17 protein-coding genes are annotated in these 22,061 nt (G+C 69.9%); 4 read left to right on the forward strand and 13 right to left on the reverse strand.

Annotation, left to right across the window (positions count from 1 at the left end; genetic code table 11):
* The first annotated feature begins 61 nt into the window (after window positions 1-61).
* The gene (locus Ato02nite_RS03765; protein ID WP_213005041.1) at window positions 62-718 is read left to right on the forward strand and encodes a DNA alkylation repair protein; all 657 of its coding nucleotides are present in this window, start codon (window positions 62-64) and stop codon (window positions 716-718) included.
* On the opposite strand, the gene Ato02nite_RS03770 is transcribed toward Ato02nite_RS03765, so the two are convergent.
* The 5 genes from Ato02nite_RS03770 to Ato02nite_RS03790 all read right to left on the reverse strand — a co-directional run bounded on the left by Ato02nite_RS03770 (window position 672) and on the right by Ato02nite_RS03790 (window position 7,305).
* Window positions 672-1,625 (reverse strand): nucleoside hydrolase, encoded by a 954-nt coding sequence (locus Ato02nite_RS03770; RefSeq protein WP_246606034.1) that lies wholly within the window; start codon window positions 1,623-1,625, stop codon window positions 672-674. The two genes, Ato02nite_RS03765 and Ato02nite_RS03770, sit on opposite strands and share 47 nt — an antisense overlap.
* A gap of 23 nt (window positions 1,626-1,648) precedes the next feature.
* Window positions 1,649-2,368 carry a pyruvate formate-lyase-activating protein gene (gene pflA, locus Ato02nite_RS03775; RefSeq protein WP_246606036.1) on the reverse strand — a complete coding sequence of 240 codons (720 nt, stop codon included), beginning with the start codon at window positions 2,366-2,368 and terminating at the stop codon, window positions 1,649-1,651.
* Window positions 2,369-2,382: 14 nt separating this feature from the next.
* Window positions 2,383-4,614 carry a formate C-acetyltransferase gene (pflB, locus tag Ato02nite_RS03780; RefSeq protein ID WP_213004938.1) on the reverse strand — a complete coding sequence of 744 codons (2,232 nt, stop codon included), beginning with the start codon at window positions 4,612-4,614 and terminating at the stop codon, window positions 2,383-2,385.
* Window positions 4,615-4,860: 246 nt separating this feature from the next.
* Window positions 4,861-6,750: an IPT/TIG domain-containing protein gene (locus Ato02nite_RS03785; protein ID WP_213004939.1), complete on the reverse strand. Its 1,890-nt coding sequence runs from the start codon at window positions 6,748-6,750 to the stop codon at window positions 4,861-4,863.
* Between the two features lie 132 nt (window positions 6,751-6,882).
* The gene (locus Ato02nite_RS03790; RefSeq protein WP_213004940.1) at window positions 6,883-7,305 is read right to left on the reverse strand and encodes a DoxX family protein; all 423 of its coding nucleotides are present in this window, start codon (window positions 7,303-7,305) and stop codon (window positions 6,883-6,885) included.
* Between the two features lie 209 nt (window positions 7,306-7,514).
* On the opposite strand from Ato02nite_RS03790, the gene Ato02nite_RS03795 reads away from it, so the two are divergent.
* Window positions 7,515-9,002: a M1 family metallopeptidase gene (locus tag Ato02nite_RS03795; RefSeq protein WP_438873007.1), complete on the forward strand. Its 1,488-nt coding sequence runs from the start codon at window positions 7,515-7,517 to the stop codon at window positions 9,000-9,002.
* Window positions 9,003-9,012: 10 nt separating this feature from the next.
* Window positions 9,013-11,082 carry a M14 family zinc carboxypeptidase gene (locus Ato02nite_RS03800; protein ID WP_213004941.1) on the forward strand — a complete coding sequence of 690 codons (2,070 nt, stop codon included), beginning with the start codon at window positions 9,013-9,015 and terminating at the stop codon, window positions 11,080-11,082.
* Between the two features lie 43 nt (window positions 11,083-11,125).
* Here Ato02nite_RS03800 and Ato02nite_RS03805 read toward each other — a convergent pair whose 3' ends face one another.
* The 7 genes from Ato02nite_RS03805 to Ato02nite_RS03835 form a co-directional block, all read right to left on the reverse strand.
* Window positions 11,126-12,133, reverse strand: coding sequence for a sugar phosphate isomerase/epimerase family protein (locus Ato02nite_RS03805; RefSeq protein WP_213004942.1), 1,008 nt, complete (start codon window positions 12,131-12,133; stop codon window positions 11,126-11,128).
* Window positions 12,134-12,331: 198 nt separating this feature from the next.
* Window positions 12,332-13,219 (reverse strand): sugar phosphate isomerase/epimerase family protein, encoded by an 888-nt coding sequence (locus tag Ato02nite_RS03810; protein WP_246606038.1) that lies wholly within the window; start codon window positions 13,217-13,219, stop codon window positions 12,332-12,334.
* 537 nt (window positions 13,220-13,756) lie between these two features.
* Entirely contained in the window at window positions 13,757-14,926 is a 1,170-nt protein-coding gene (locus Ato02nite_RS03815; RefSeq protein WP_213004944.1) for a Gfo/Idh/MocA family protein, read from the reverse strand.
* Between the two features lie 27 nt (window positions 14,927-14,953).
* A complete protein-coding gene (locus Ato02nite_RS03820) occupies window positions 14,954-15,994 on the reverse strand; it encodes a substrate-binding domain-containing protein (protein WP_213004945.1) in 1,041 nt (346 codons plus the stop codon).
* A 48-nt stretch (window positions 15,995-16,042) separates the two neighbouring features.
* Window positions 16,043-17,044, reverse strand: a complete 1,002-nt coding sequence (locus tag Ato02nite_RS03825; protein ID WP_213004946.1) for an ABC transporter permease — start codon at window positions 17,042-17,044, stop codon at window positions 16,043-16,045.
* A complete protein-coding gene (locus Ato02nite_RS03830; protein ID WP_213004947.1) occupies window positions 17,041-18,588 on the reverse strand; it encodes a sugar ABC transporter ATP-binding protein in 1,548 nt (515 codons plus the stop codon). The genes Ato02nite_RS03825 and Ato02nite_RS03830 overlap by 4 nt, the downstream gene beginning before the upstream one ends.
* Window positions 18,585-19,763 (reverse strand): ROK family protein, encoded by a 1,179-nt coding sequence (locus Ato02nite_RS03835; protein ID WP_213004948.1) that lies wholly within the window; start codon window positions 19,761-19,763, stop codon window positions 18,585-18,587. Before Ato02nite_RS03835 ends, Ato02nite_RS03830 begins: the two co-directional genes overlap by 4 nt.
* Window positions 19,764-20,041: 278 nt before the next feature.
* On the opposite strand from Ato02nite_RS03835, the gene Ato02nite_RS03840 reads away from it, so the two are divergent.
* Window positions 20,042-21,190, forward strand: coding sequence for a YihY/virulence factor BrkB family protein (locus Ato02nite_RS03840; RefSeq protein ID WP_213004949.1), 1,149 nt, complete (start codon window positions 20,042-20,044; stop codon window positions 21,188-21,190).
* Window positions 21,191-21,250: 60 nt separating this feature from the next.
* Here Ato02nite_RS03840 and Ato02nite_RS03845 read toward each other — a convergent pair whose 3' ends face one another.
* Window positions 21,251-22,060 carry an ABC transporter permease gene (locus Ato02nite_RS03845; RefSeq protein ID WP_213004950.1) on the reverse strand — a complete coding sequence of 270 codons (810 nt, stop codon included), beginning with the start codon at window positions 22,058-22,060 and terminating at the stop codon, window positions 21,251-21,253.
* Between the last annotated feature and the right edge of the window lies 1 nt (window position 22,061).

Raw genomic sequence — 22,061 nt, forward strand, 5'->3', positions numbered from 1 at the left:
CCGGCCCGCACCCCCTCGGCGATCGGAGGCAGCGGTGAGCGAGACCACGGTGGCCGAGGTGATGGCCGAACTGGCCGCCATGGAGGATCCCCGGGCCCGCGAGATCAACGAGAAACACGGTGACGACCACGGGATCAACCTCGGCAAACTGCGCGCGCTCGGGAAACAGCTGAAGACGCAGCCGGAACTCGCCCGCAAGCTCTGGCAGACCGGTGACACCGCGGCCCGGCTGCTGGCGCTGCTGATCTGCCGCCCCAAGCTGTTCGAGCGGGCCGAACTGGACGGCATGCTGCGCGAGGCGCGCACCCCCAAGGTGCACGACTGGCTGGTGAACTACGTGGTGAAGAAGAATCCGCACGCCGAGGAACTGCGCCTGGCCTGGCTGGCCGATCCGGACCCGGTGGTGGCGAGCGCCGGTTGGGCGCTGACCACCGAACGAGTGGCGCGGAAACCCGAGACCCTCGATCTCGCCGGGCTGCTCGACGTCATCGAGGCGGAGATGCGGGACGCTCCCGACCGCCTGCAGTGGGCGATGAACCACTGCCTGGCCCAGATCGGCATCGAGCACGCCGGCCACCGCGACCGCGCGATCGACATCGGCGAGCGCCTGGGGGTGCTCCGGGACTACCCGACTCCCCCGAACTGCACGTCCCCGTTCGCTCCCGTCTGGATCACCGAGATGGTGCGCCGGCAGCACAGCGACGCACCGCGGCCATGAGCAGCCGCCAGAACGCGTCCACGTCCAGGCCCACCGCGACGTCCGCGTTCGGGGTGGCGCCGGTGCGGTGATGGAGGTCGACGACGGTGGCGCCGCGGGTGTGCGTGCCGTTCAGCTCGACGGCGACCGCGGCCGGCACCGTCCGGACGATCGACGGGTCGAGGACGGCGGCCACGGCGATCGGGTCGTGCACCGGCGGGTGCTCGAAGCCGAACTCGCGGCGGTAGGCGCTCGCGAAGAACGTCATCAGCTCGGCGCAGATGGTGCCCAGCCGAGTGCCCATCCCCCGGAACTCGGCGATGACCTCGGTGGTGGCCAGGGCCAGGTGGGTGACGTTCAGGCCGATCATCGTGGTCGGCAGCCCCGAGCGCAGCACGATGTCGGCCGCCTCGGGGTCGGTGACGATGTTGAACTCGCCGTAGGGCGTGGTGTTGCCGCGCTCGGTCGAGCCACCCATGAAGACGATGCGGTTCAGACCGGGCACGACCTCGGGGTGGGTGCGCAGCAGCAGCGCGACGTTGGTCAGCGGCCCGGTGGCGATCAGCGTGACCGGCTCGGCCGACCCGGCGATCAGCCGCCGCATCAGCTCGACCGCGTGCACGCCCGCGACCTCGCCGACCGGCCCGTCAAGGTCGGGCCCGTCCAACCCGGACGAGCCGTGAATGTCCTCGGCCACGGTGAGTTCGCCGACCAGCGGCCGGTCGGAGCCGGCCGCGACCGGAACACCGGCGATCCCGGCCAGGGCGAGAATCCGCAGCGCGTTCCTCGTCGTCTTGTCGAGCGTCTGGTTGCCGGCCACGGTGGTGACCCCGAGCAGGCGAACCCGCGAGTCACCGGCCGCCAGCAGCAGGGCCAGCGCGTCGTCGTGTCCGGGGTCGCAGTCGATGATCACCGGCTGAGCAGTCACCCGGATGACGATAGGTGCTGCCGTCAGGTGACGCTGACTTCCAGGCCGTGGTCGGCGAAGATTGCTGCCGCGGTGGCCAACTGCTCGGGGGTGGGTGGCGGGACGCCGTCCAGGGGGTAGCGCAGGCCCAGCTTCTCGTACTTCGCTACGCCCAGGCGGTGGTAGCCGAGCACGTCGACCCGGTCGATGTTGCCCCAGCCGGCGGCCAGTTTCGCGATGCCCTCGACGTTTTCCCGGGCGTCGGTCAGACCCGGCACCAGGACGAAGCGCAGGCGGATGCGGTTGCCGCGGGCGGCCAGGCGGTTGCCGAAGGCGATCGTCGGCTCCAGCGGCATGCCGGTCACCTTCCGGTAGAGCGACGGGATCGACGATTTCACGTCGAGCAGGACCAGGTCGGTGTCGTCGAGCAACTCGTCGGTGGCCCGGGCGCCCAGGAAGCCGGACGTGTCCAGGGCCGTGTGCATTCCGTACTCCTGGCAGCGGCGCAGGTAGTCCGCCACGAAGCTCGGCTGCAGCAGCGGCTCGCCGCCGGAGACCGTCACCCCTCCCCCGGCGGCCCGGATGAACGGCCGGAACGTCAGCATCTTGGCGATGAGTCCCTCGACCGTCATCGGCCGGCCGCTGCGCCGCTGCCACGTGTCGGGGTTGTGGCAGTAGAGGCAGCGCAGCGGGCAGCCGGCGAGGAACGTCACGAACCTGGTGCCCGGCCCGTCGGCGGCGGTGACGACGTCCCACGAGTGCACCGACCCCACCATGACTACAGCGCGCCGTGGAAGGTGCGGGAGATGACGTCCTTCTGCTGTTCGGTCGTCAGGCGGACGAAGTTGACGGCGTAACCGGAGACCCGGATGGTCAGCTGCGGGTAGTTCTCCGGGTGGGCCATCGCGTCTTCGAGGGTGGCCCGGTCGAGCACGTTGACGTTCATGTGGAAGCCGTTGACGCTGGTGTAGCCGTCGAGCACGCCAACCAGGTTGGTGACCTGCTCGAGCCTGGTGTTGCCGAGGCCGGCCGGGGTGACCGTGGTGGTCAGCGAGATGCCGTCGAGGCTGTGCTCGTAGGGCAGCTTCGCCACCGACAGCGCCGCGGCGACCATGCCGTGCTTGTCACGGCCGTTCATCGGGTTGGCGCCGGGGGCGAACGGCCCGCCGGCCCGGCGGCCGTCGGGGGTGTTGCCGGTGGCCTTGCCGTAGACGACGTTCGACGTGATGGTCAGCACCGACTGGGTGTGCACGGCGTCGCGGTAGGTCGGGTGCTTGCGGATCTTCGACATGAAGATCTCGACCAGCTCGGCGGCGATCTTGTCGGCCCGGTCGTCGTTGTTGCCGTACGCCGGGAAGTCGCCCTCGATCTCGTAGTCGGTGATCAGCCCGTCGTCGTTGCGCACCGGCCGGACGGTGGCGTGTTTGATCGCCGACAGCGAGTCGGCCGCGACGGACAGGCCGGCGATGCCGCACGCCATCGTGCGCAGGATGTCCGAGTCGTGCAGGGCCATCTCGATGCGCTCGTAGGCGTACTTGTCGTGCATGTAGTGGATGATGTTGAGCGCGTCCACGTAGGTCTGTGCGAGCCAGTCCATCATCGTGTCGAAGCGCCGCGCGACCTCGTCATAGGACAGCACCGCACCGGTGAGGGGCGCCAGGACCGGTCCGACCTGGACTCCGGTGATCTCGTCCCGGCCGCCGTTGATCGCATAGAGCAAGGTCTTGGCCAGGTTGACCCGCGCGCCGAAGAACTGCATCTGCTTGCCGACCGCCATGGCCGAGACGCAGCAGGCGATCGCGGTGTCGTCGCCGTAGCGCGGCCGCATGAGCTCGTCCGACTCGTACTGGATGGCACTCGTGTCGATCGACACCTGGGCGCAGAACCGCTTGAAGCCCTCGGGCAGCGCCGGCGACCAGAACACGGTCATGTTCGGCTCGGGTGCCGGGCCCAGGTTGTAGAGGGTCTGCAGATAGCGGAACGAGGTGCGGGTGACGAGGGGCCGGCCGTCCGCGCCGATGCCGCCGATCGACTCGGTGACCCAGGTCGGGTCGCCGGAGAACAGCGCGTCGTACTCAGGGGTGCGCAGGAAACGCACGATCCGCAGCTTGATCACGAAGTCGTCGACGAGTTCCTGCGCCTGCGACTCGGTCAACTCTCCGGAAGCCATGTCGCGCTGCAGGTAGATGTCGAGGAAGGTGGAGGTGCGCCCGAGCGACATGGCCGCGCCGTTCTGCTCCTTCACCGCGGCCAGGTACGCGAAGTACAGCCACTGGATCGCCTCGCGCCCGGTCGACGCCGGGCCGGAGATGTCATAGCCGTAGGAAGCGGCCATCTGCTTGAGCTCGGTCAGCGCCCGGATCTGCTCGGACAGCTCCTCGCGCCGGCGGATCATCTCCTCGGTGAACGGCGCACCGGAGGCGGCTTTGTCGGCCTTCTTCGCGGCGATCAGGTGGTCGACGCCGTAGAGGGCGACCCGCCGGTAGTCGCCGATGATCCGGCCGCGGCCGTACGCGTCGGGCAGGCCGGTGAGGATGTGGGCCTTGCGCGCGGCGAGGATGTTCGCGTCGTACACGTCGAAGACACCGGAGTTGTGGGTCTTCCGGTACTTGGTGAAGATGTCCGCGACCACCGGTGACGGCTCGTACCCGTACATCTTGAGGCTGCTCTCGACCATGCGCCAGCCGCCGTTGGGGATGATCGCCCGGCGAAGCGGAGCGTCGGTCTGCAGACCGACGATGAGCTCGGCGTCCCGGTCGATGTAGCCCGGACGGTGCGAGGTGATGGTGGACGGGGTGTCCGGGTCGACGTCGTAGACGCCGCGCTCGCGCTCCTCGGGGAACATCGCGGTGAGCTTCGCCCAGGCCGCCGTAGTGCGCTCGGTCGGTCCGGCGAGGAACCCGGCGTCACCGGTGTAGGGCGTGTAGTTGGCCTGGATGAAGTCACGGACAGCGATCCCGTCCCGCCACGCACCCTCGGTGAATCCACGCCACGCGTTCTTCTCGGTCATCGCCCGTTCCTCCCCTGCCGTTCCTCTCCTCCACCCTGGCACCGCGGCGTGCCGGGAATCCGGGCCATTGGTCCCTACCCTCGCGGGCCACTAGGCCCGAGCCTGCATGGAACGGACCGAACGGGAGGGACCGAAGGTCCCGGCGGGGCCAACCACAAGCCCCCTGAGGCACGGTCGACGTGATCAGCCTGAAGCACGCCGGCCCGCCCCGGGAAAGTCCAGGGCGGGCCGGGCTCGTGGCGCCGATCAGGCGCGGGCGGTGTACTTCGTGCTCGTCACGTTGGTGCCGCTGGGGGTGGTGACCGTGACCAGGTAGGTGCCGGCCGCCGTGGCCGGGACCGTCACCTGCACCTTGGTGTCGGAGAGCACCTGGAACGGGACCTCGGTGGTGCCGACCTTCACGCTGGTGGCCCCGGTGAAACTGGAGCCGGTGACGGTCACGACCGCGCCCTTGGTGGCCGAGCCGGCCGCCGGGCTGAGCGAGCTCACCGTCGGCGCCGGGGCGACGTAGGTGATGCTGATCGGGGCGGTGCTGCCGCCGGCCGCCTTGATCACGACCGGGACGGTTCCGGCGGCGTGGGCCGGGACGGTGAGCTTCACCTGCGTGTCCGAGATCCGGCTGACCGCGGCGTTCTTGCCGTCGGCGGTGGCGGTGACCGTGCCGACGAACGACGTACCGGTCACGGTGAGCAAGGTGCTCGTCTTCGTGGTGACCGTGGTGGCGCTCGCCGACGTCACGGTCGGCGCGGCCGGGGCGATGTAGGTCAGCGGCAGCGAGACGGTGCCGCCGGCCGTGGTGACGGTGACGTCGGCCGAGCCGGCCGGGCGGACCGGTGCGGTGAGGGTCAGCGACGTCGCGGTGACGTTGCGGGTGCTCGCGGCCACGCCGCCCACCTTGACCGTGGCGCCGGTGAGGTTGGTGCCGGTCAGCGTGATCACGGTGCCGCCGAGGGTGGTCGCAGTGGCCGGCGTCAGCAGGGTCAGGGTCGGTGCCGGGGTGGCGTAGGTGAACTTGTCGGCGGTGACCACGGCGCTGGTGCCGGCGCTGGTGGTGACGGTGACGTCGACGACCGAGCCGATCTTCTGGCCGGCCGGGACGACCGCGGCGATCGCGGCGGCACCGGCGTCGGTGGTGACGTTGGTGAAGTCGGCGGCGACGGTCCCGAAGCTGACCTTGGTGGCGCCGGACAGGTTGGTGCCGGTGACGGTGACGGTCGTGCCGGCCGCCGCCTTCGCCGTGGACAGGCCGGTGACCTTGGGCGTTCCCACGGTGGCCTGGCCCTTGTCGGAGACCCCGGCGACGGTGTAGCCGGCCAGCACGCTGTTGTTCACGAACGACCAGGCCAGCTTGGCGTCGCCCGAGCTGCCCCAGCGGGTGCCCCACGAGTTGCGGATGATCAGGCCGGTCGAGTCGTAGCCGTACGCGGTCACCTGGTGGTAACCGCGCAGCGCGCCCGAGGTGCTGCTGTAGGCCGTCATCGAGTTGATGGCGTCGAAGGCCGAGTACACCGGGATGGTGATCGACACCGGTGTCCCGTCGGCGAGCGACTGCTGGATCGCGGTCTGCGCCTTGGTGCCGCCCTGCACGCCGGAGAACAGCGTGGTCCAGCCGGTGAGCTTGTAGTTCGCCGCGTTGGCGATCTGGTCGGCGGTGGGCCGGACGCTGTAGTTGGTGGTGCCCTGCCAGTAGTCGGCCTGGGTGTCGATGCCCTCGGTCTGCTCGTTGCGCAGCGCGGCCGACACGGACAGGCCGGTGTTCGGTCCGGGCGTGCCCTGGACGGTGCGCATGTAGAGGTAGAGGGGCGCGTAGGGCACGCCGGCGCCGACGATGCCGCGGGCGTAGTAGCCGCTCAGGCTGTACCCGATCGACCAGGCCACGCACGAGCCGACCTGGCCCTGGTCACCGACGGCGGGCGCGCCCGCCCGCAGGTCGACGCCGGCCGGCAGGGTGCCGAGTGCACGGATCTTGAGCTTGGCCGCGACCTTCGCCGTGGGTGCCAGCGCTCCGGTGGGGTGGACGGTGCCGGAGGTGCGGGTGGCGGCGGCGGCCGGCAGCGCCGGTAGCGCGACCAGACCGGTGGCGACGAAGGCCGCCGCCAGGAAACCGTGGCTGACGGGACGGGTCTTGCGACGCATCCGTGCTCCTTCCGGGGCCGCGCCCCGGGGATGGGGACGGCGGCCCGAGGGGTCGATTCGTGCCGTGATCTTCGGCAGCGGCCGTTGATCTTGAACGGAATCGACGGGAGCACTTCGGTTGCAGGAGAGGTTCTAGGCCACGGCGGGGACCTCCGCGCGGTCCCGGCGCCACAGCGCGTCGACCGACCACGGTCCGGCGCCGACCACCGCGATCGCCAGGAACGACCACGCGTACAGCGCGGCCTCGGCCCCGCCGTTCTGGGTCGGCAGCAGGGCGTGCGGCTGGTGGACGACGAAGTAGGCGTACGCCATGGAGCCGGACGCGAGGACGGCCGCCGGCCGGGCGAAGAGGCCGGCCATCACCAGCAGCCCGCAGACCAGCTGGATGAGCCCGGCCCACCAGCCCGGCCACTGGCCCATCGGCAACGCCTCGCCCTTGCCCTGGTTGCCACCGAAGACGCCGAAGACCGTGGCGGCGCCGTGCAGCGTGAAGAGCAGGCCGACGACGATGCGGAAGAGCGACCAGACCGGCCCAACATATTTATGAGTATCCATGCGGAGACACACTAATTAGGTACGCCTAACCCGTTCAAGGCGTGGCACCTTGCCCGGATATTTCGGAGATATTGCTGCCGCAGGTGACGGGCGGCATCTCAGAAGTTACTCAGAGTCTGTGGCATTCGACACAGTGGAGGGTCTGCATAGATCGAACTACTCCGATATGTTCGGCGGGACCAAGCCAAAAGCGATGGAAGGACTCTCCCGTGCGACGACTGCTCGTGGCGATGGCCGCCACAGCGTTGATCCTGGGCGCGACCGGCGTGGCGGCCCAGGCCGCCCCCGCTCCGGGTGGTCCGGGACTGGGCGACACCTATTTCCCGGACTACGGCAACAGCGGCTACGACGTCGGCCACTACGACATCCGGCTGCGCTACACCCCCAGCACCGACAAGCTCACCGGCACCACCACCATCCTGGCCACCGCCACCCAGGACCTGAGCCGCTTCAACCTCGACTTCGTGCTCGACGTCGCGTCGATCTACGTGAACAACCGGCCGGCCACCTTCGCCCGCGAGGGCGACCACGAACTGGTCGTCACCCCGGCCCGGACGATCGCGGCCGGCGGTGCCATGACCGTCGTCGTGCAGTACTCGGGTGTTCCGTCGACCAAGGTCGCGGCCGGCTTCACCGCCTGGACCAGGACGGCCGACGGCGCCCTCGCCATCGGCGAACCGGAGATCGCCTGGTGGTGGTTCCCGAGCAACGACCACCCGCTGGACAAGGCGACGTTCGACGTCTCGGTGTCGGTGCCGACCGGGGTGGAGGCGATCAGCAACGGCAGCATGCCGCGGCCCCCGGTCCAGGAGACGCTCGGCTACACCCGGTGGAGCTGGCGGTCGCTGAAACCGCAGGCCACCTACCTGACGTTCCTGACCGTCGGCCAGTACGACATCACCCAGGACACCACCGCGGACGGCCAGACCGTCTACAACGCCTACTCCCAGCTGCTCAGCCCGGAGTGGCGGGACGGCGCGCAGGCCAGCGTGGAGCGCACCGCCGAGATCACCGACTGGGAGAGCACGCTGTTCGGCCCGTGGCCGTTCGAGGCGCGCGGCGGCGTCGTGCTGCCGCCCGGCTCGATCAGTTTCGCCCTGGAGACCCAGACCCGCCCGAACTTCGGTGCCTCGTTCTTCCGCCGCGGCGCCAACACGTCGGTGGTCGTGCACGAGAACGCCCACCAGTGGTTCGGTGACTCGGTGTCGGTGGCCGACTGGCAGCACATCTGGCTGAACGAGGGCTTCGCCAGTTACGCCGAGTGGCTGTGGTCGGAGAAGAACGACGAGGGCACGGCCCAGGAAATCTTCGATTACCTGTACGCGACGTACCCGGACGACGCCTCGATCTGGACCACCGCTCCGGCCGATCCCGGCACCGCCGAGCTGTTCGGCGACGCCGTCTACGACCGCGGCGCGATGACCCTGCACCAGCTGCGGGTGGCCGTCGGTGACGACGCGTTCTTCGAGATCCTGCGAACCTGGACGGCCGAGCAGCGCTACGGCAACGGCACCACCGCCGAGTTCACCGCCCTGGCCGAGAAGATCTCCGGCCAGGACCTGGACGCCCTGTTCCAGGCGTGGCTCTACACCCCGGCCAAGCCGGTGCTCGCCTCCCTGGCCAAGAAGGCCACGCCGGCGATGCCGAAGTCCTGGGCGCAGATCAGCCGGACCCACGCCCTGCTGCACGAGCACTGAGGGGAGTGCGATGTCACCACGGAATCGCTGGGTAGCGGCGCTCTCCGCTGCCCTTCTCACCGTCTCACTGACGCCGGCTTCAGCCGGCGCCACACCTAGAGCCGGCGCCACACCCGAAGCAGCCACCGTCACGCTGGGCGATGCCGAGCACGCCCTCATCCGCTTCCGGCTTCCCGACGAGGCCGCGTTGCAACGGCTCGTCGCCGAGGGCGCCGACATCGCCGCCCGGCCACGCACCTCGGCCGATGGTGCCGTCCTCGCCGACCTGGTGGTCGACAACGCGCAGCTGGCCGCGCTGACCGGCGCGGGCGCCCAGCCCGTCCAGGTGATCCAGCGGGAAGGCGATGCGGCCGGTCCGGCCGCACCGCAGCGGCTGGCCGCCGACACGCTGCAGTTCCTGCAGGCCTACTGGTGGACGACCGGCGGGCGCACCTTCCTGCAGACGCAGGTCGCGACCACGGCGACCGACGATCCGGACGTCGAGATCACCGTCACCTGGACCACCGCCGACGGGGCCACCGGCTCCTATCAGCTGGTTCGTTTCGAGGATTCCGGTGAATACCAGTACCACTACGCGCTTCCGCAGCCGCTGCCGGCGAAACCGGTCTCGGTCGTGGCCACCTCGAGTCTCGGCGGAAAGAGCCGCGCGGTCACTCCGGCGGTCTGGCCGAACGCCACACCCCCGGCCACACCGACCGGCTATCAGAAGGATTTCGTCGACGCCTACATGACGCCGGCGGACGTCTCGGCGCGCATCAAGCGACTCAAGAGGCAGTACCCGAAACTGGTCGACGTTCTCAATCTGCCGAACAAGACCCAGGGCTATCGGCGTACGGCGGTGGCCTATCTGGGTGACCCGAACGCGGCGGCCGTGGTGGTCGAATCGGTGAAGTTCGGCGATCAGGGAATGAACGGCGTCCAGGTGAAGACGGTCGATCCAGGGCAGGCGAATCGGCCGCTGTCCGCGGCGTACCGGGATCGGGTTCTGACCTTGACCTTGGCCACCGATGCCGGCGGCAAGGTGATCAGCTCGACCGACGACGTGGCCGCTTTTATCTCGGCGAAGTATCCGCAGCGGTTCCAGGCCTCCGTCGAAAGCGGCTCGGCCGGGTTGCCGATGCCGGTGGCGGGACCGGTTCGGCTGGACGACGGGCTGAAAGGCACCGAAGTCTCCGAGAAACCGTGGACCGTGCAGGCGTTGCGGATCGGCGCGGTGCGGGACGGCTCGAAGATCGGGGTGCTCGCATACAGCCAGGAACACGCGCGGGAATGGGCCACCCCGCTGGTGACACTCGAATTCGCCGAACGGCTGCTGGCCAATTACGCGACCGACCCGGCCACCAAGCGGCTCGTCGAGACGGTGGACATCTTCGTGATTCCCACGGTGAACCCGGACGGCGCGAACTACTCGTTCAACGACTTCAACTTCCAACGAAAAAACCTGGTCAATCACTGTACGGGCACCAGCCGTGACCCGCGCTACCGCGATTCGTGGGGCGTCGACGTGAACCGCAACTACGCGGTCGGCTCCTATTTCGACGGTTACGTGGGTGGCAGCCCGAACTGCCTGTCCGGCACGTACGCGGGCACCGCCGAACTGTCCGAGGCAGAGAGCGGCAACGTGATCGCCCTGGCGAGCGCGCACCCGAACATCAAGTTCGCGCTGAACGTGCACAGCTACGGCGGCTACTTCATGTGGCCGCCGGGCGCCTACCGGGCGGACGGGCGGGTCACGCTGCCGCGGCCGTCGATCGACGAGTCGAAGTTCTTCCTGGACAGCGCGCGCCGCATCGTCGGGGCGATCTCGGCCGAGCGCGGGACGGTGACCTGGCCGTCGTACACCGGGCCGGTCGCGGACGTGCTGTACTCGGCGGCCGGCAACTCGGCCGACCAGCTCTACTACGACCTGGGCATCGACGCCTGGGACTTCGAGATCGGCAACGACATCTGGAACGACACGACCCAGGAGTGGGAGGGTGTCGGCTTCCAGCCGCCGTACGACGAGGCGCACGCCGAGTCGCAGGAGTACGCCGGCGGCCTGGTCGAGTTGGTGCGGATAGCCAGCGAGCAGCAGCAGTGACGGCGGAGGGGGCGGGCGTGGCCCGCCCCCTTCGGTCACACCGTCAGGACGACGAGGAGAAGGCGGCGTCGAACGCGGCGCCGGGTGCGTCGAAGGCCAGCCGGCGCACGAACTGCAGTGCCTCGGGCGCCCCGACCAGGCGGTCCATCCCGGCGTCCTCCCATTCGATCGAGATCGGGCCGTCGTAACCGATCGCGTTCAGGGCCCGGAAGCAGTCCTCCCACGGCACGTCGCCGTGCCCGGTCGACACGAAGTCCCAGCCGCGCCGCAGGTCGGCCCAGGGCAGGTGGGAGCTGAGCCGGCCGCGCCGGCCGTCGCCGGTGCGGACCTTCGCGTCCTTGCAGTCCACGTGGTAGATCAGGTCCTTGAACTCGAGGATGAAGTTGACCGGGTCGAGGTCCTGCCACACGAAGTGCGACGGATCCCAGTTCAGCCCGAACGCCGGCCGGTGCCCGATGGCGTCCAGCGCTCGGCGGGTGGTCCAGTAGTCGTACGCGATCTCGCTGGGGTGGACCTCGTGCGCGAAGCGCACTCCGACCTCGTCGAACACGTCGAGAATGGGGTTCCACCGGTCGGCGAAGTCCTGGTAACCGCGGTCGATCATGGCCGGCGAGGCGGGCGGGAACATCGCCACGGTGTGCCAGATCGACGACCCGGTGAAGCCGACGACGGTTTGCACACCGAACCGGGCGGCCGCCCGCGCGGTGTCCTTCATCCGCTCGGCGGCCCGGGTCCGCACCCCTTCCGGATCGCCGTCGCCCCAGATCACGGCGGGCAGGATGTCCTGGTGGCGCTCGTCGATCGGATGGTCACAGACCGCCTGGCCGACCAGATGGTTGGAGATCGCGAACACCTTCAGGTTGTGCTTCTCCAGCTGCGCGCGCTTGCGGTCGAGGTAATCGGGCTCGGCGAGCGCCCGGTCGACCTCGAAGTGATCACCCCAGCAGGCGATCTCGAGTCCGTCGTAGCCCCACTCGGCGGCCAGCCGGCACACCTCGTCGAAGGGCAGATCGGCCCACTGGCCGGTGAAGAGCGTGATGGGTCGGGCCATGGTGTCTAACTCCCCTGCTCGCAGCCGTCATCGGCGGGCGGCGAGGGAGGGCCGACCTTGGGTCGGCACCACCGGCAGGCGTTCCGGCCGCGCCGGGTTTGCGCCTCCCGGGGCGGCCCGCCGAGCGGCGGAGCCGAACCCGACTCTATCGCCGCCACCGGGCCGGGCGCGAGGCCGCGGAGCGGCGGCCGATCGCGGCTATCGCACCGGGCAGGGTTCGTTCTCCGGCGCGAGGCCGAGGGCGGCCAGCTCGGCCAGGAGGTACGCCACGTCGGCCGCGATCTGCTCGGGGGTCGGGTCGGGGTAACGGGACAGCAGCGTGAGGTATTCGGTGAGGGGCCCGGCGGCACCGAAGACCTGGCGCAGGGCGGTGCGCCATGGTTCGGTCGTGCCGCCGGGCACGGCGGTGAGCCGGACTTCGATGATCGAAAGCCCGGCGTCGGTGAGCGACTCGATGCCGGCGGCCGGGTCGGCCCAGTTGCGGGCGACGTGGCCGAGGTCGAGGCAGACACCGAGGCGTTCCCGGTCGATGCGGCTGAGCGCGGCCACGGTCTGCTCGGGAGTGTCGAGCACGAAGCCGGGGGCGGGCTCGAAGCCGACCCGGACCGCGCGCCCGTTCTGCCAGGCCAGATCGGCCAGGCCGGCGGTGAGCCGGCGCAGGATGCCGAGGCTCGCCTTGTCGGACGCCTCGGCCCAGCCGGACCGCGGGCCGAAGCCGATGGTGCTGACCGCGCCCCGGACCGCTTCGGCGTCGAGCAGGTCGAGCAGGATGCGGGCGAGGTCGAGGGTGTACTCCCGGCGGGCCGGTTCGGTCCAGGCCGGCTGAGTTTCCGTGGCGGCTTGGGTTTCCGTCGCGGGCTGCTCGCCGCCGCCCTCACCGAAGGGCGCCCCGCTCAACGTGACGACCTCGAGGCGGCGGGCGTCGAGTTCGGCACGAAGCCGGGTGCGGGCACGGCTCTCTACGGCGAGGGCGGCGGCGAGTGCGGGGGGAAGCCAGAGGTTGACACCGAGCAGGTCGACGCCGAGTCGCGCCCGGACGGCCCCATAGGTGTCGAGCCGCCCGACGATGCCCGGTAGATTGCTCACCGGTCGCGGTGCGATCTCACAACTCAGGTGCACGATCCGGCCGGAAGGATGTCTCAGCCGCATCAGAGTCCTCCCCGGACAAGCGCACCGGTGCAAATGCACGTGCATCCGCGCGTGCGTCGGCGTCCAGTATGGACCATGCCGCCGTCGGTGATCGACGCGCGCGGGTTGGTCCGTCGCGTTGCCATGACGCCTCCATCCGTGGGGTCCCTCTACCCCCGGATACGAGCGTCATGTGTCCACAGGATCAGCGGCGTACGCACCGTGCGACGCGGTGACCGGCACCAACATGATCGAGGGGCGCCGAGAAGATCGGCGATCACCAATGTGTGCGGCTAGGGTGACCTGCCAGTAGAGATGCATCCGGGTGGCGCGGACGACCCCGGGAGAGCGCTATCTATGTGCAGCATGTGCACCTTCGGACACGCACGCGACGATCACCCGTGCGGACGAAAGATCACCGTCGCGGGGCCGGCCCCGGCGCGGGGCGCAACCGCGCCGTTCCCTCGCCGGCTCCGCGACGGTCGTCCAGGATGGCTAGATCGATTCGACCTCGGTCCACCGTGCGGTCGCCGCCGAGCGGGCCACCGCGTCCAGCACCAGCTGCACCTGCAGCGCGTCGGTGAACGACGGCGCCGGGTCCTTGCCGACGCCGATCGCCTCGATCAGATCGCGCATCTCGTGGGTGAACGAGTGCTCGTAGCCGATCAGGTGGCCCGGTGGCCACCACGCGGCCATGTACGGGTGCTCGGGCTCGGTCACCAGGATCCGGCTGAAGCCCTGATCGGCGGCGGGCAGCGTGGCGTCGTAGAAGCCGAGCTCGTTCATCCGCTCGAAGTCGAACACCAGTGAGCCGAGCGAGCCGTTCAGCTCGACCCGCAGCCCGTTCTTGCGGCCGGTGGCGAACCGGGTCGCCTCGTAGGTGGCGATCGCCCCGCCGTCGAGCCGGGCCAGGAACAGCGCGGCGTCGTCCACCGTGACCTCGCCGCGTTCCGCGGAACCCGAGGCGGACAGCCCGGACGACGCCGTCGGCAGCGGCCGGGACTTCACGAACGTCTCGGTGGCCGCGGTGACCGACCGGATCGAGCGGCCGGTCACGAACTGGGTCAGGTCGATGATGTGCGCCCCGATGTCACCGAGCGCACCCGACCCGGCGACCTCCTTCCGCAGGCGCCAGACCAGCGGGAACTCCGGGTCGACGATCCAGTCCTGCAGGTAGACGGCGCGCACGTGGCGAATCTCGCCGATCCGGCCGGCCTCGACCATCCGGCGCATGAGAGCCACCGCCGGCACCCGGCGATAGTTGAAGCCGCACATCGTCCGTACGCCCCGGGCCTGGGCCGCGGTCGCGGCCGCGGCCATCTCCCGGGCCTCGGCCACCGAGTTGGCCAGGGGTTTCTCGCACAGCACGTGTTTGCCGGCGGCGAGCGCGGCGAGGGCGATCTCGGCGTGCGTGTCGCCGGGCGTGCAGATGTCGACCAGGTCGACGTCGTCCCGCTCGATCACCGATCGCCAGTCGGTGGTGTGCGACTCCCACCCCAGGCGCGCGGCGGCGGCGGCCACCCCGTCCGGAGAGCGGCCGCACACCACCCGCATCCGTGCCCACAGCGGCAGGTCGAACGCGTGGTTGACGGTGCGCCAGGCCTGCGAGTGCGCGGCGCCCATGAACGCGTAGCCGACCATGCCGACCCGCAGCTGTTCCGCCATGAATCCCCCTGTTTTGAGGAAGTGAGATCAGAAGCCAAGCTTCGCGTACTTGGCGGCGTTCTCCTTGGTGATCGTCTCGGACGCGAGGGTTATCTGCTTGGGGACCTGCAGCTCGACCAGGTCGTTCAGGCCTTTGCCCTGGCCGATCAGGCGGGCCAGCGAGATCGCCGAGGAGGCCATCGACGGGCTGTAGGTGACGGTCGCCTTCAGCACGCTGTTGTCGGCGGAGATGGCGTCGATGGCGGCCTTGGAACCGGCCCCGCCGACCATGAAGAACTCGCTGCGGTTGGCCTGCTTGATCGCGGCCAGCACGCCGATGCCCTGGTCGTCGTCGTGGTTCCAGAGGGCGTCCATCTTGGGCAGTGCCTGCAGCAGGGCGGTGGCCGACGCCTGACCCGAGTCGGCGGTGAACTCCGCCGGCCTGCGGTTGGCCACCTTGAACCCGTACGCCGCAAGGGCCGTGTTGAAACCCTGGGTGCGTTCCTGGGTGAGCTCGAGCGAGTCGATGCCGGGGATCTCCCCGATGATCGGATTGCTGACGCCCTTGGCCTTGAGCTGCGCGCCGATGTAGTCGCCGGCGGCCAGCCCCATGCCGAAGTTGTCACCCTTGATCTGCAGCCGGTAGGCGGCCTGCGACGGGAACGCGCGGTCGAGGTTGACCACCGGGATGCCGGCCCGCATCGCCTCGAGGCCGGTGGCGTTGAGCTCCTTGCCGTCGTGCGGCAGCATCACCAGCACGGTGGGCTTCTGCGCGATCAGCGTGGCCAGGGCGGCCCGTTGCGCGGCGGCATCGGCGCCGGCTTCGACCGTCTTGAGCTCCACATCGGTGTACGCGCCGGCCTGCGCCTTGGCGTTGTTGGTGATCGCGGCGATCCAGCCGTGGTCGGCGGCCGGTGCCGAGAATCCGATCACGACCTTCGTGCCCGGGGCGGCGTTCGCGTCCCCGCTGGAGTTGGTCTTGACCTGGGCGTCGGTGCCCGGGTCGTTGCTGGTGCAGGCGGTGAGAAGGGCGCCGGCGCTGACGGCCGCGCCGCCGAACAGAACGCGCCTACGGGACAAAGCGGACATGATTCCTCCCAAGGGGGTACCCGGATAGAGCGGCCCGGGTCGAAGAGATCAGCGCTTGAGCAGTTGCGTGAGGGAGCGGTACCGGAACTGCTGGATCAACACGGCGGCGACGATGATGCCGCCCTTGACCATGTTCTGGACCTCGGTGGAGAGGTTGTTGATGGCGAAGAGGTTGGTGATCGTGGAGAACACCAGCACCCCGAAGAGGGCGCCGACGATGGTGCCGCGGCCGCCGGACAGCAGCGTGCCGCCGATGATCGCCGCGGCGATCGCGTCGAGTTCGTACAGGTTCGCCATGGCGGCCTGGGCACTGGTCGCCTGGGACGTCAGCATGATCGCGGCAATTCCGCAGCAGATGCCGGAGAGCGCGTACAGCATGAGGGTGTGCCGTTTGACGTTGATGCCGGCCAGCCGGGCGGCCTCCGGGTTGCCGCCGACCGCGACCGTGCGTCGGCCGAACGTGGTGCGGTTGAGCAGCACCCAGCCGGCCGCCACCACCGCGGCGAGGATCCACACCAGCAGCGGGATGCCGATCAGCTTGGTGGAGGCGATGTCGTTGATCGTGGCGTTCGCCGAGACCTGCGTCTGCTTGCCGGAGATCTGGGCGGCCAGGCCGCGGGCCGACACCAGCATGGCCAGGGTGGCGATGAACGGCACCAGCTTGCCGTACGAGATGAGGACGCCGTTGACGACGCCGACCGCGAGACCGACGACCAGCGCCGTGAAGATCATGCCGGCGGCGCCGTAGCTCTGGGTGGCGAGGGTGGTGGCCCAGACGCCGGACAGCGCGATGATCGCGCCGACCGACAGGTCGATGCCGCCTCCGATGATCACGAACGTCATGCCGACGGTGACCACGCCGATCGCGGAGGCCTGCTGCAGGATGGTCAGGACGTTGTTGCGCACCCAGGTCGGGTCGGAGTACAGCTCGGGCCTGGTGACGATCCCGATGATCACCAGGATGATCAGCACTCCGACCAGACCCAGGTTGCGGATGACGCCGTCATCGATCTGGCGCGGACTCTTTGCCCGCACGGCCTCGGCGATCACGCGGGCTCCCCCTCCAACAAGGACCCCGCCATGACGAGGTCGAGAACGGTGTCTTCGTCGAGTTCCTCGGCCGGGGCCTCGTGGACGAGCCGGCCCTCCCGCATGACCAGGACCCGGTCGGCGAGGCCGAGCACCTCGGGCACCTCGCTGGAGACCAGCAGCACGGCCACCCCGTCGTCGGCGAGGCCGCGGATCACCTGGTAGAGCTCGGCGCGGGCGCCCACGTCGACGCCGCGGGTGGGTTCGTCGAGCAGCAGCAGTTTCGTGCCGCCGAGCAGCCAGCGGCCGACCACCACCTTCTGCTGGTTGCCGCCGGAGAGCGTGCGCGCCGGCCGGTCGACGTCGCGCGGCCGCAGCTCGAGCTGGTCGGCGGTCCGGAGCGCGGCGGCGCGCTCGTCGCGGGTGTCGGTGAAGCCGCCGTGCGCGAAGCCGCTGAACGACGCGAGGGTCATGTTCTTGTAGACCGGCTCGTCGAGCAGCAGCGCCTGGCTCTTGCGTTCCTCCGGCGCCATGCCGATGCCGCGGGCCACGGCCGCGCCGACGCCGGTGATCCGGCGGCCGTCCATGGTGACCGTTCCGCTGTCCGCGCGGCGGGCACCGAAGATGGTCTCCAGCAGTTCGGAGCGGCCGGAGCCGACCAGGCCGGCGATTCCCACGATCTCACCGGGGGCGACCGCCAGGGTCGCGTCGGCGAACTCGCCGTGCCGGGTCAGTCCCTCCACCACCAGGACCGGTTCGGCCTCGGGGGCCGGGCGCCGGGGTGGGAAGACGTACTCCATGCTGCGGCCGGTCATCCGGCCCACCAGTTCCCGGGTCGGGGTGCTGCGGGCCGGCAGGTTGGCGGCCGTCGTGCGGCCGTCCTTGAGGACCGTCACCCGGTCGCCGATCTCGCGGATCTCGGCGAGCCGGTGCGAGATGTAGATGACCGCGATGCCCTGCGCGGTCAGTTCCCGGATGATCCGGAACAAGTTGGCGACCTCGTCGTGGGCAAGCACGGCGCTGGGCTCGTCCATGACGATCAGCCGGGCATCGTGCGAGAGGGCACGCGCCATGCTGACGATCTGTTTGCCGGCGGCCGGCAGGTTCTTCACGAGCCGGCGCGGCGGGATCTCCGGGTGGCCGAGCCGGGCCAGGATCTGCCGGGTGCTGGCCGCCGACGACCGGCGCCGGGTGAAGCCGAACCGGCTCTGCTCGTGCCCGAGGAACGCATTTTCCGCCACCGACAGGTCGTCGACCAGGTCGAGCTCCTGGTAGATGGTGGCGATGCCGGCCCGCATGGCGGCCTGCGGGGTGACCGGTGCGAACGGTTCGCCGAGCCAGCTGATCTCGCCGCTGTCGGCGTGGTGCACGCCGGCCAGGACCTTGATGAGCGTCGACTTGCCGGCGCCGTTCTGCCCGAGCAGGCAGTGCACCTCGCCGGCCCGCACCTCGAGCTGGACACCGTCGAGCGCCCGGACACCCGGGAAGGTCTTGACGACATCGGTGAGACGCAGGACGGGGTCGCCACCCGTTGCGGTGCCGGCGGAGGCGGACGGGTCGCTCATGACGCCTGCTCGAAGGCCATGTCGCTGGCCAGCACGGCCGCGCCGGTGACGCCGGCGCGACTGCCCAGTTCGGACAGCACGACCGGGAGGTTGCCGGTGGCCAGCGGCAGCGACCGGCGGTAGACGACGCTGCGGATCTCGGCCAGTAGCACGTGCCCGAGTTGGGCCAAACCACCCCCGATCACGATCATCGAAGGATTGGCGAACGACACCAGGGTGGCGAGGACCCCGCCGACCCGCCGACCGCCCTCGCGGATCAGCCGGATACAGGTGACGTCCCCCTCGGCCGCGCCCTCCGCCACGTCCCGGGCGGTCAGCTCCTCCGCCCCGGCGAGCCGCTCGGCCAGCGCCGGCGACTCACCGGCCCGGGCCGCCGCGAGCGCGTCGCGGGCCAGCGCCGCCCCGCTGAACAGCGCCTCCAGACAGCCCGCGTTGCCGCAGGAACAGACCGGCCCGTCCGCATCGACCTGAATGTGCCCGATGTCGCCGGCACACCCGTCGATCCCCCGATAGACCGTGCCGCCGAGGTGGATGCCGCACCCGATCCCGGTACCGATCTTGACGAACAGGAAGTCGTCCACCGAGTGCGCGACCCCGCCGTGCCGCTCGCCGATGGCCATGATGTTGACGTCGTTGTCCACCACGGCGGGGCAGCTGTGCTCGCGGGCCAGCAACTCGCGCACCGGGAAGCGGTCCCACCCGGGCATGATCGGCGGCGACACGGGCACCCCGTCGCGGAAGCTGACCGGGCCGGGCACCCCGATGCCCACCGCGTCGAGCCGCTCGTAGGCGCCGTCGATGCGCGCCTTGGCCAGCAGCTCGTTGACCCGCTGCAGGATCACCTTGGGCCCGGACCGGATGTCGGCGGCCTCCCGGTAGGCGGCCACCGTTTCCAGCCGCCCGTTCACCACCTCGATGTCGATCGAGCTGGCGCCGAGGTCGACCGCCGCGAACCGCAACCGGGGATGGATCTCCACCAGCGTCGATCGCCGCCCGCCGCGCGAGGCCGCCATGCCCGCCTCGGCGATGAGCTCGACCCCGACCAGGCGCTCGACCTCGGCGAGGAGCCGGGGCCGGGTCAGCTCCAGCCGGTCGCCGAGTTCGGCCCGGGAAACGGCTCCTTCATCCCGCAGAAGTCGCAAAATCCGCAGGTGGGGCGCATCAGCGTGAAACACGGACACCTCCGGACGGCACTGTCGAACACCCGGTGTTGTGCCGGTCACACTAGGCTCGTTCTGCCACGCCAGTCCAGACCTTCTCCCAGATCTATCCCAACTTTCGTCACCAAAAGCAAAAGTTGGCAGCGAGGTCCGGTGCCGACACCCGGCCGGGGCGTTAGGAAGGCGCGCTCCGTGGGCATTGCAGTACTGGCCGTATTCGCACGTGGCGGGGAGGCAAGACCCGTGCGGAAGGCGGCCGCAACGCCCGTCTTCACCCGGAGGGGAAACCCGCTATGAAGCTCTTCCACAAGTCCGACGCGGACGCCGACAACGACAAGCCCGCCGTCGCCGACCGCCGTTCGGAGGCTCGCGAAGGGCGGGACGACGAGGCGTACGCCCGCGGAAACGGCGATTACGACACGGCCGCCGCGGCGACCACCAAGACCGGCCCCGAGCCGGACTACTCGAACCCGAAGACCCCGCCGGACGCCGGCCCCGACTCCCCCACCAGTCTCGGCGCCAAGGGGCTGTTCGCCGCGATCAAGCGAACCTTCAAGCAGTTCTCCGAGGACAACATCTCGGACTGGGCGGCCGCCCTCACCTACTACGGCGTGCTGTCGATCTTCCCGGGCGCGCTGGTGCTGGTGTCCCTGGCCGGCCTGCTCGGCCCGAACGGGCAGGACACGGTCAAGGACACGGTCGGCGAGCTGACCGGCAACGAGCAGATCACCACCCTGGTCAACACCGTGCTCGACAACGTCAGCGACAGCGGCGCGTCCAGCTTCACCGCGATCCTCGGTATCGTGCTGGCCTTCTGGTCGGCCTCCGGTTACACCGCCGCCTTCATGCGCGCGTCCAACGCCGTCTACGACGTACCCGAGGGCCGGCCGATCTGGAAGACCCTGCCGATCCGGGTCTCGGTCACCGCGGTCATCGGCGTCATGCTGGTCGTGTCGGCCGTCATCGTGGTCTTCACCGGTGACGTGGCGCGGGTCGTCGGCGAGAAGCTCGGCTTCGGCGGGGTGGCCGTGACCACCTGGAACATCGCCAAGTGGCCGGTGCTGGTGGTCCTGATCAGCCTGATGTTCGCCATTCTCTACTGGGCGTCACCGAACGCGAAGACCGGCGGCTTCCGCTGGGTCAGCCCCGGCGGCATCTTCGCCGTGGTGCTGTGGCTCATCGCGTCCGGCGGGTTCGCGATCTATCTGGCGAACTTCGCCAACTACGACAAGACCTACGGCACCCTCGGTGGCGTCATCGCCTTCCTCGTCTGGCTGTGGATCTCGAACATCGCCATCCTGCTCGGCGCCGAACTGGACGCCGAACTGGAACGGGGCCGCGCCATCGCGGCCGGCCACGACCCCTCCGACGAGCCCTTCCTCGAACTGCGCGACGACCGCAAGCTCAAGAAGGGCAGCGACCGCGGCCTGAGCACCAACTGACCGTCACTTCCCGGCAGCACACCCGCGGCCGCGCACCGACCTCGGTCGGCGCGCGGCCGGTCACTTGCACAGCATGCCGGTCATCCGGCGGCCCGCCACCGTGAGGCCGAGACCGAGCAGAGCCACCAGGTAGAGCACGTCGAGAGCCTGGGTCCAGCCCACCGGGCCCAGGCTCAGCGCGCGAGCCAGATCGACCGACCGGTACAGCGGCGTCACCTCGATCACCCAGCGCAACCACTGCGGGTAGGCCGTGGCCGGCACGAACGTGCCGGAGAACAGGAACAGCGCGAACTGCCCCGAAAAGATCAGGTCGAACTCCTGCCAGCTGCGGATCAGCGTGGAGATCGTCATGCCGAGCGCCCCGAATGCGAAGCCGATCAGGACGGCCGCCGGGAGCATCGCGAGGGCCCGCCCCGGTGTCGTCAGGCCCATCGCCACCATGATCACCAGGAACGCGGACGAGTAGAGCACCCCGCGCACCATCGCCCAGGCCAGCTCGCCCAGGGCGATCTCGATGGGCCGCACCGGCGTCGCGAGGATCCCCTCGTACAGCCGCATGAACTTCATCTTCCCGAAGAAGTTGAAGGTCGTCTCGGACAGCGCACCGGTCATCGCCGACGCCGCCAGCATGGCCGGCGCCACGAACTCGGCGTAGCCGACCAGGCGCCCGTCCGGCAACGCGATGTCACCGATCAGCCCGCCCACGCCGACGCCGATCGAGAACAGGTAGAGCACCGGCTCCAGGAACCCGGAGACCAGCACCACCCAGTACATCGACCGCAGGGTGTTGATGTTGCGCTCGGTCACCGAGGCCGCGCGCCGGCCCGACCCCTCGAACGAGACCAGCCGCGGCAGAACCAGAGTCACCATC

It is taken from the genome of Paractinoplanes toevensis (assembly GCF_018332695.1).
Classification (GTDB): Bacteria; Actinomycetota; Actinomycetes; order Mycobacteriales; family Micromonosporaceae; genus Actinoplanes; species Actinoplanes toevensis.

Bases quoted from the DNA above. Each gene is read 5' to 3' on its own strand.
- Ato02nite_RS03800 (WP_213004941.1), top strand. From the start codon at position 9,013: ATGTCACCACGGAATCGCTGGGTAGCGGCGCTCTCCGCTGCCCTTCTC.
- Ato02nite_RS03820 (WP_213004945.1), bottom strand. From the start codon at position 15,994: ATGTCCGCTTTGTCCCGTAGGCGCGTTCTGTTCGGCGGCGCGGCCGTC.
- Ato02nite_RS03830 (WP_213004947.1), bottom strand. From the start codon at position 18,588: ATGAGCGACCCGTCCGCCTCCGCCGGCACCGCAACGGGTGGCGACCCC.
- Ato02nite_RS03765 (WP_213005041.1), top strand. From the start codon at position 62: ATGGCCGAACTGGCCGCCATGGAGGATCCCCGGGCCCGCGAGATCAAC.
- Ato02nite_RS03815 (WP_213004944.1), bottom strand. From the start codon at position 14,926: ATGGCGGAACAGCTGCGGGTCGGCATGGTCGGCTACGCGTTCATGGGC.
- pflB (WP_213004938.1), bottom strand. From the start codon at position 4,614: ATGACCGAGAAGAACGCGTGGCGTGGATTCACCGAGGGTGCGTGGCGG.
- Ato02nite_RS03785 (WP_213004939.1), bottom strand. From the start codon at position 6,750: ATGCGTCGCAAGACCCGTCCCGTCAGCCACGGTTTCCTGGCGGCGGCC.
- Ato02nite_RS03805 (WP_213004942.1), bottom strand. From the start codon at position 12,133: ATGGCCCGACCCATCACGCTCTTCACCGGCCAGTGGGCCGATCTGCCC.
- Ato02nite_RS03790 (WP_213004940.1), bottom strand. From the start codon at position 7,305: ATGGATACTCATAAATATGTTGGGCCGGTCTGGTCGCTCTTCCGCATC.
- Ato02nite_RS03840 (WP_213004949.1), top strand. From the start codon at position 20,042: ATGAAGCTCTTCCACAAGTCCGACGCGGACGCCGACAACGACAAGCCC.
- Ato02nite_RS03845 (WP_213004950.1), bottom strand. From the start codon at position 22,060: ATGGTGACTCTGGTTCTGCCGCGGCTGGTCTCGTTCGAGGGGTCGGGC.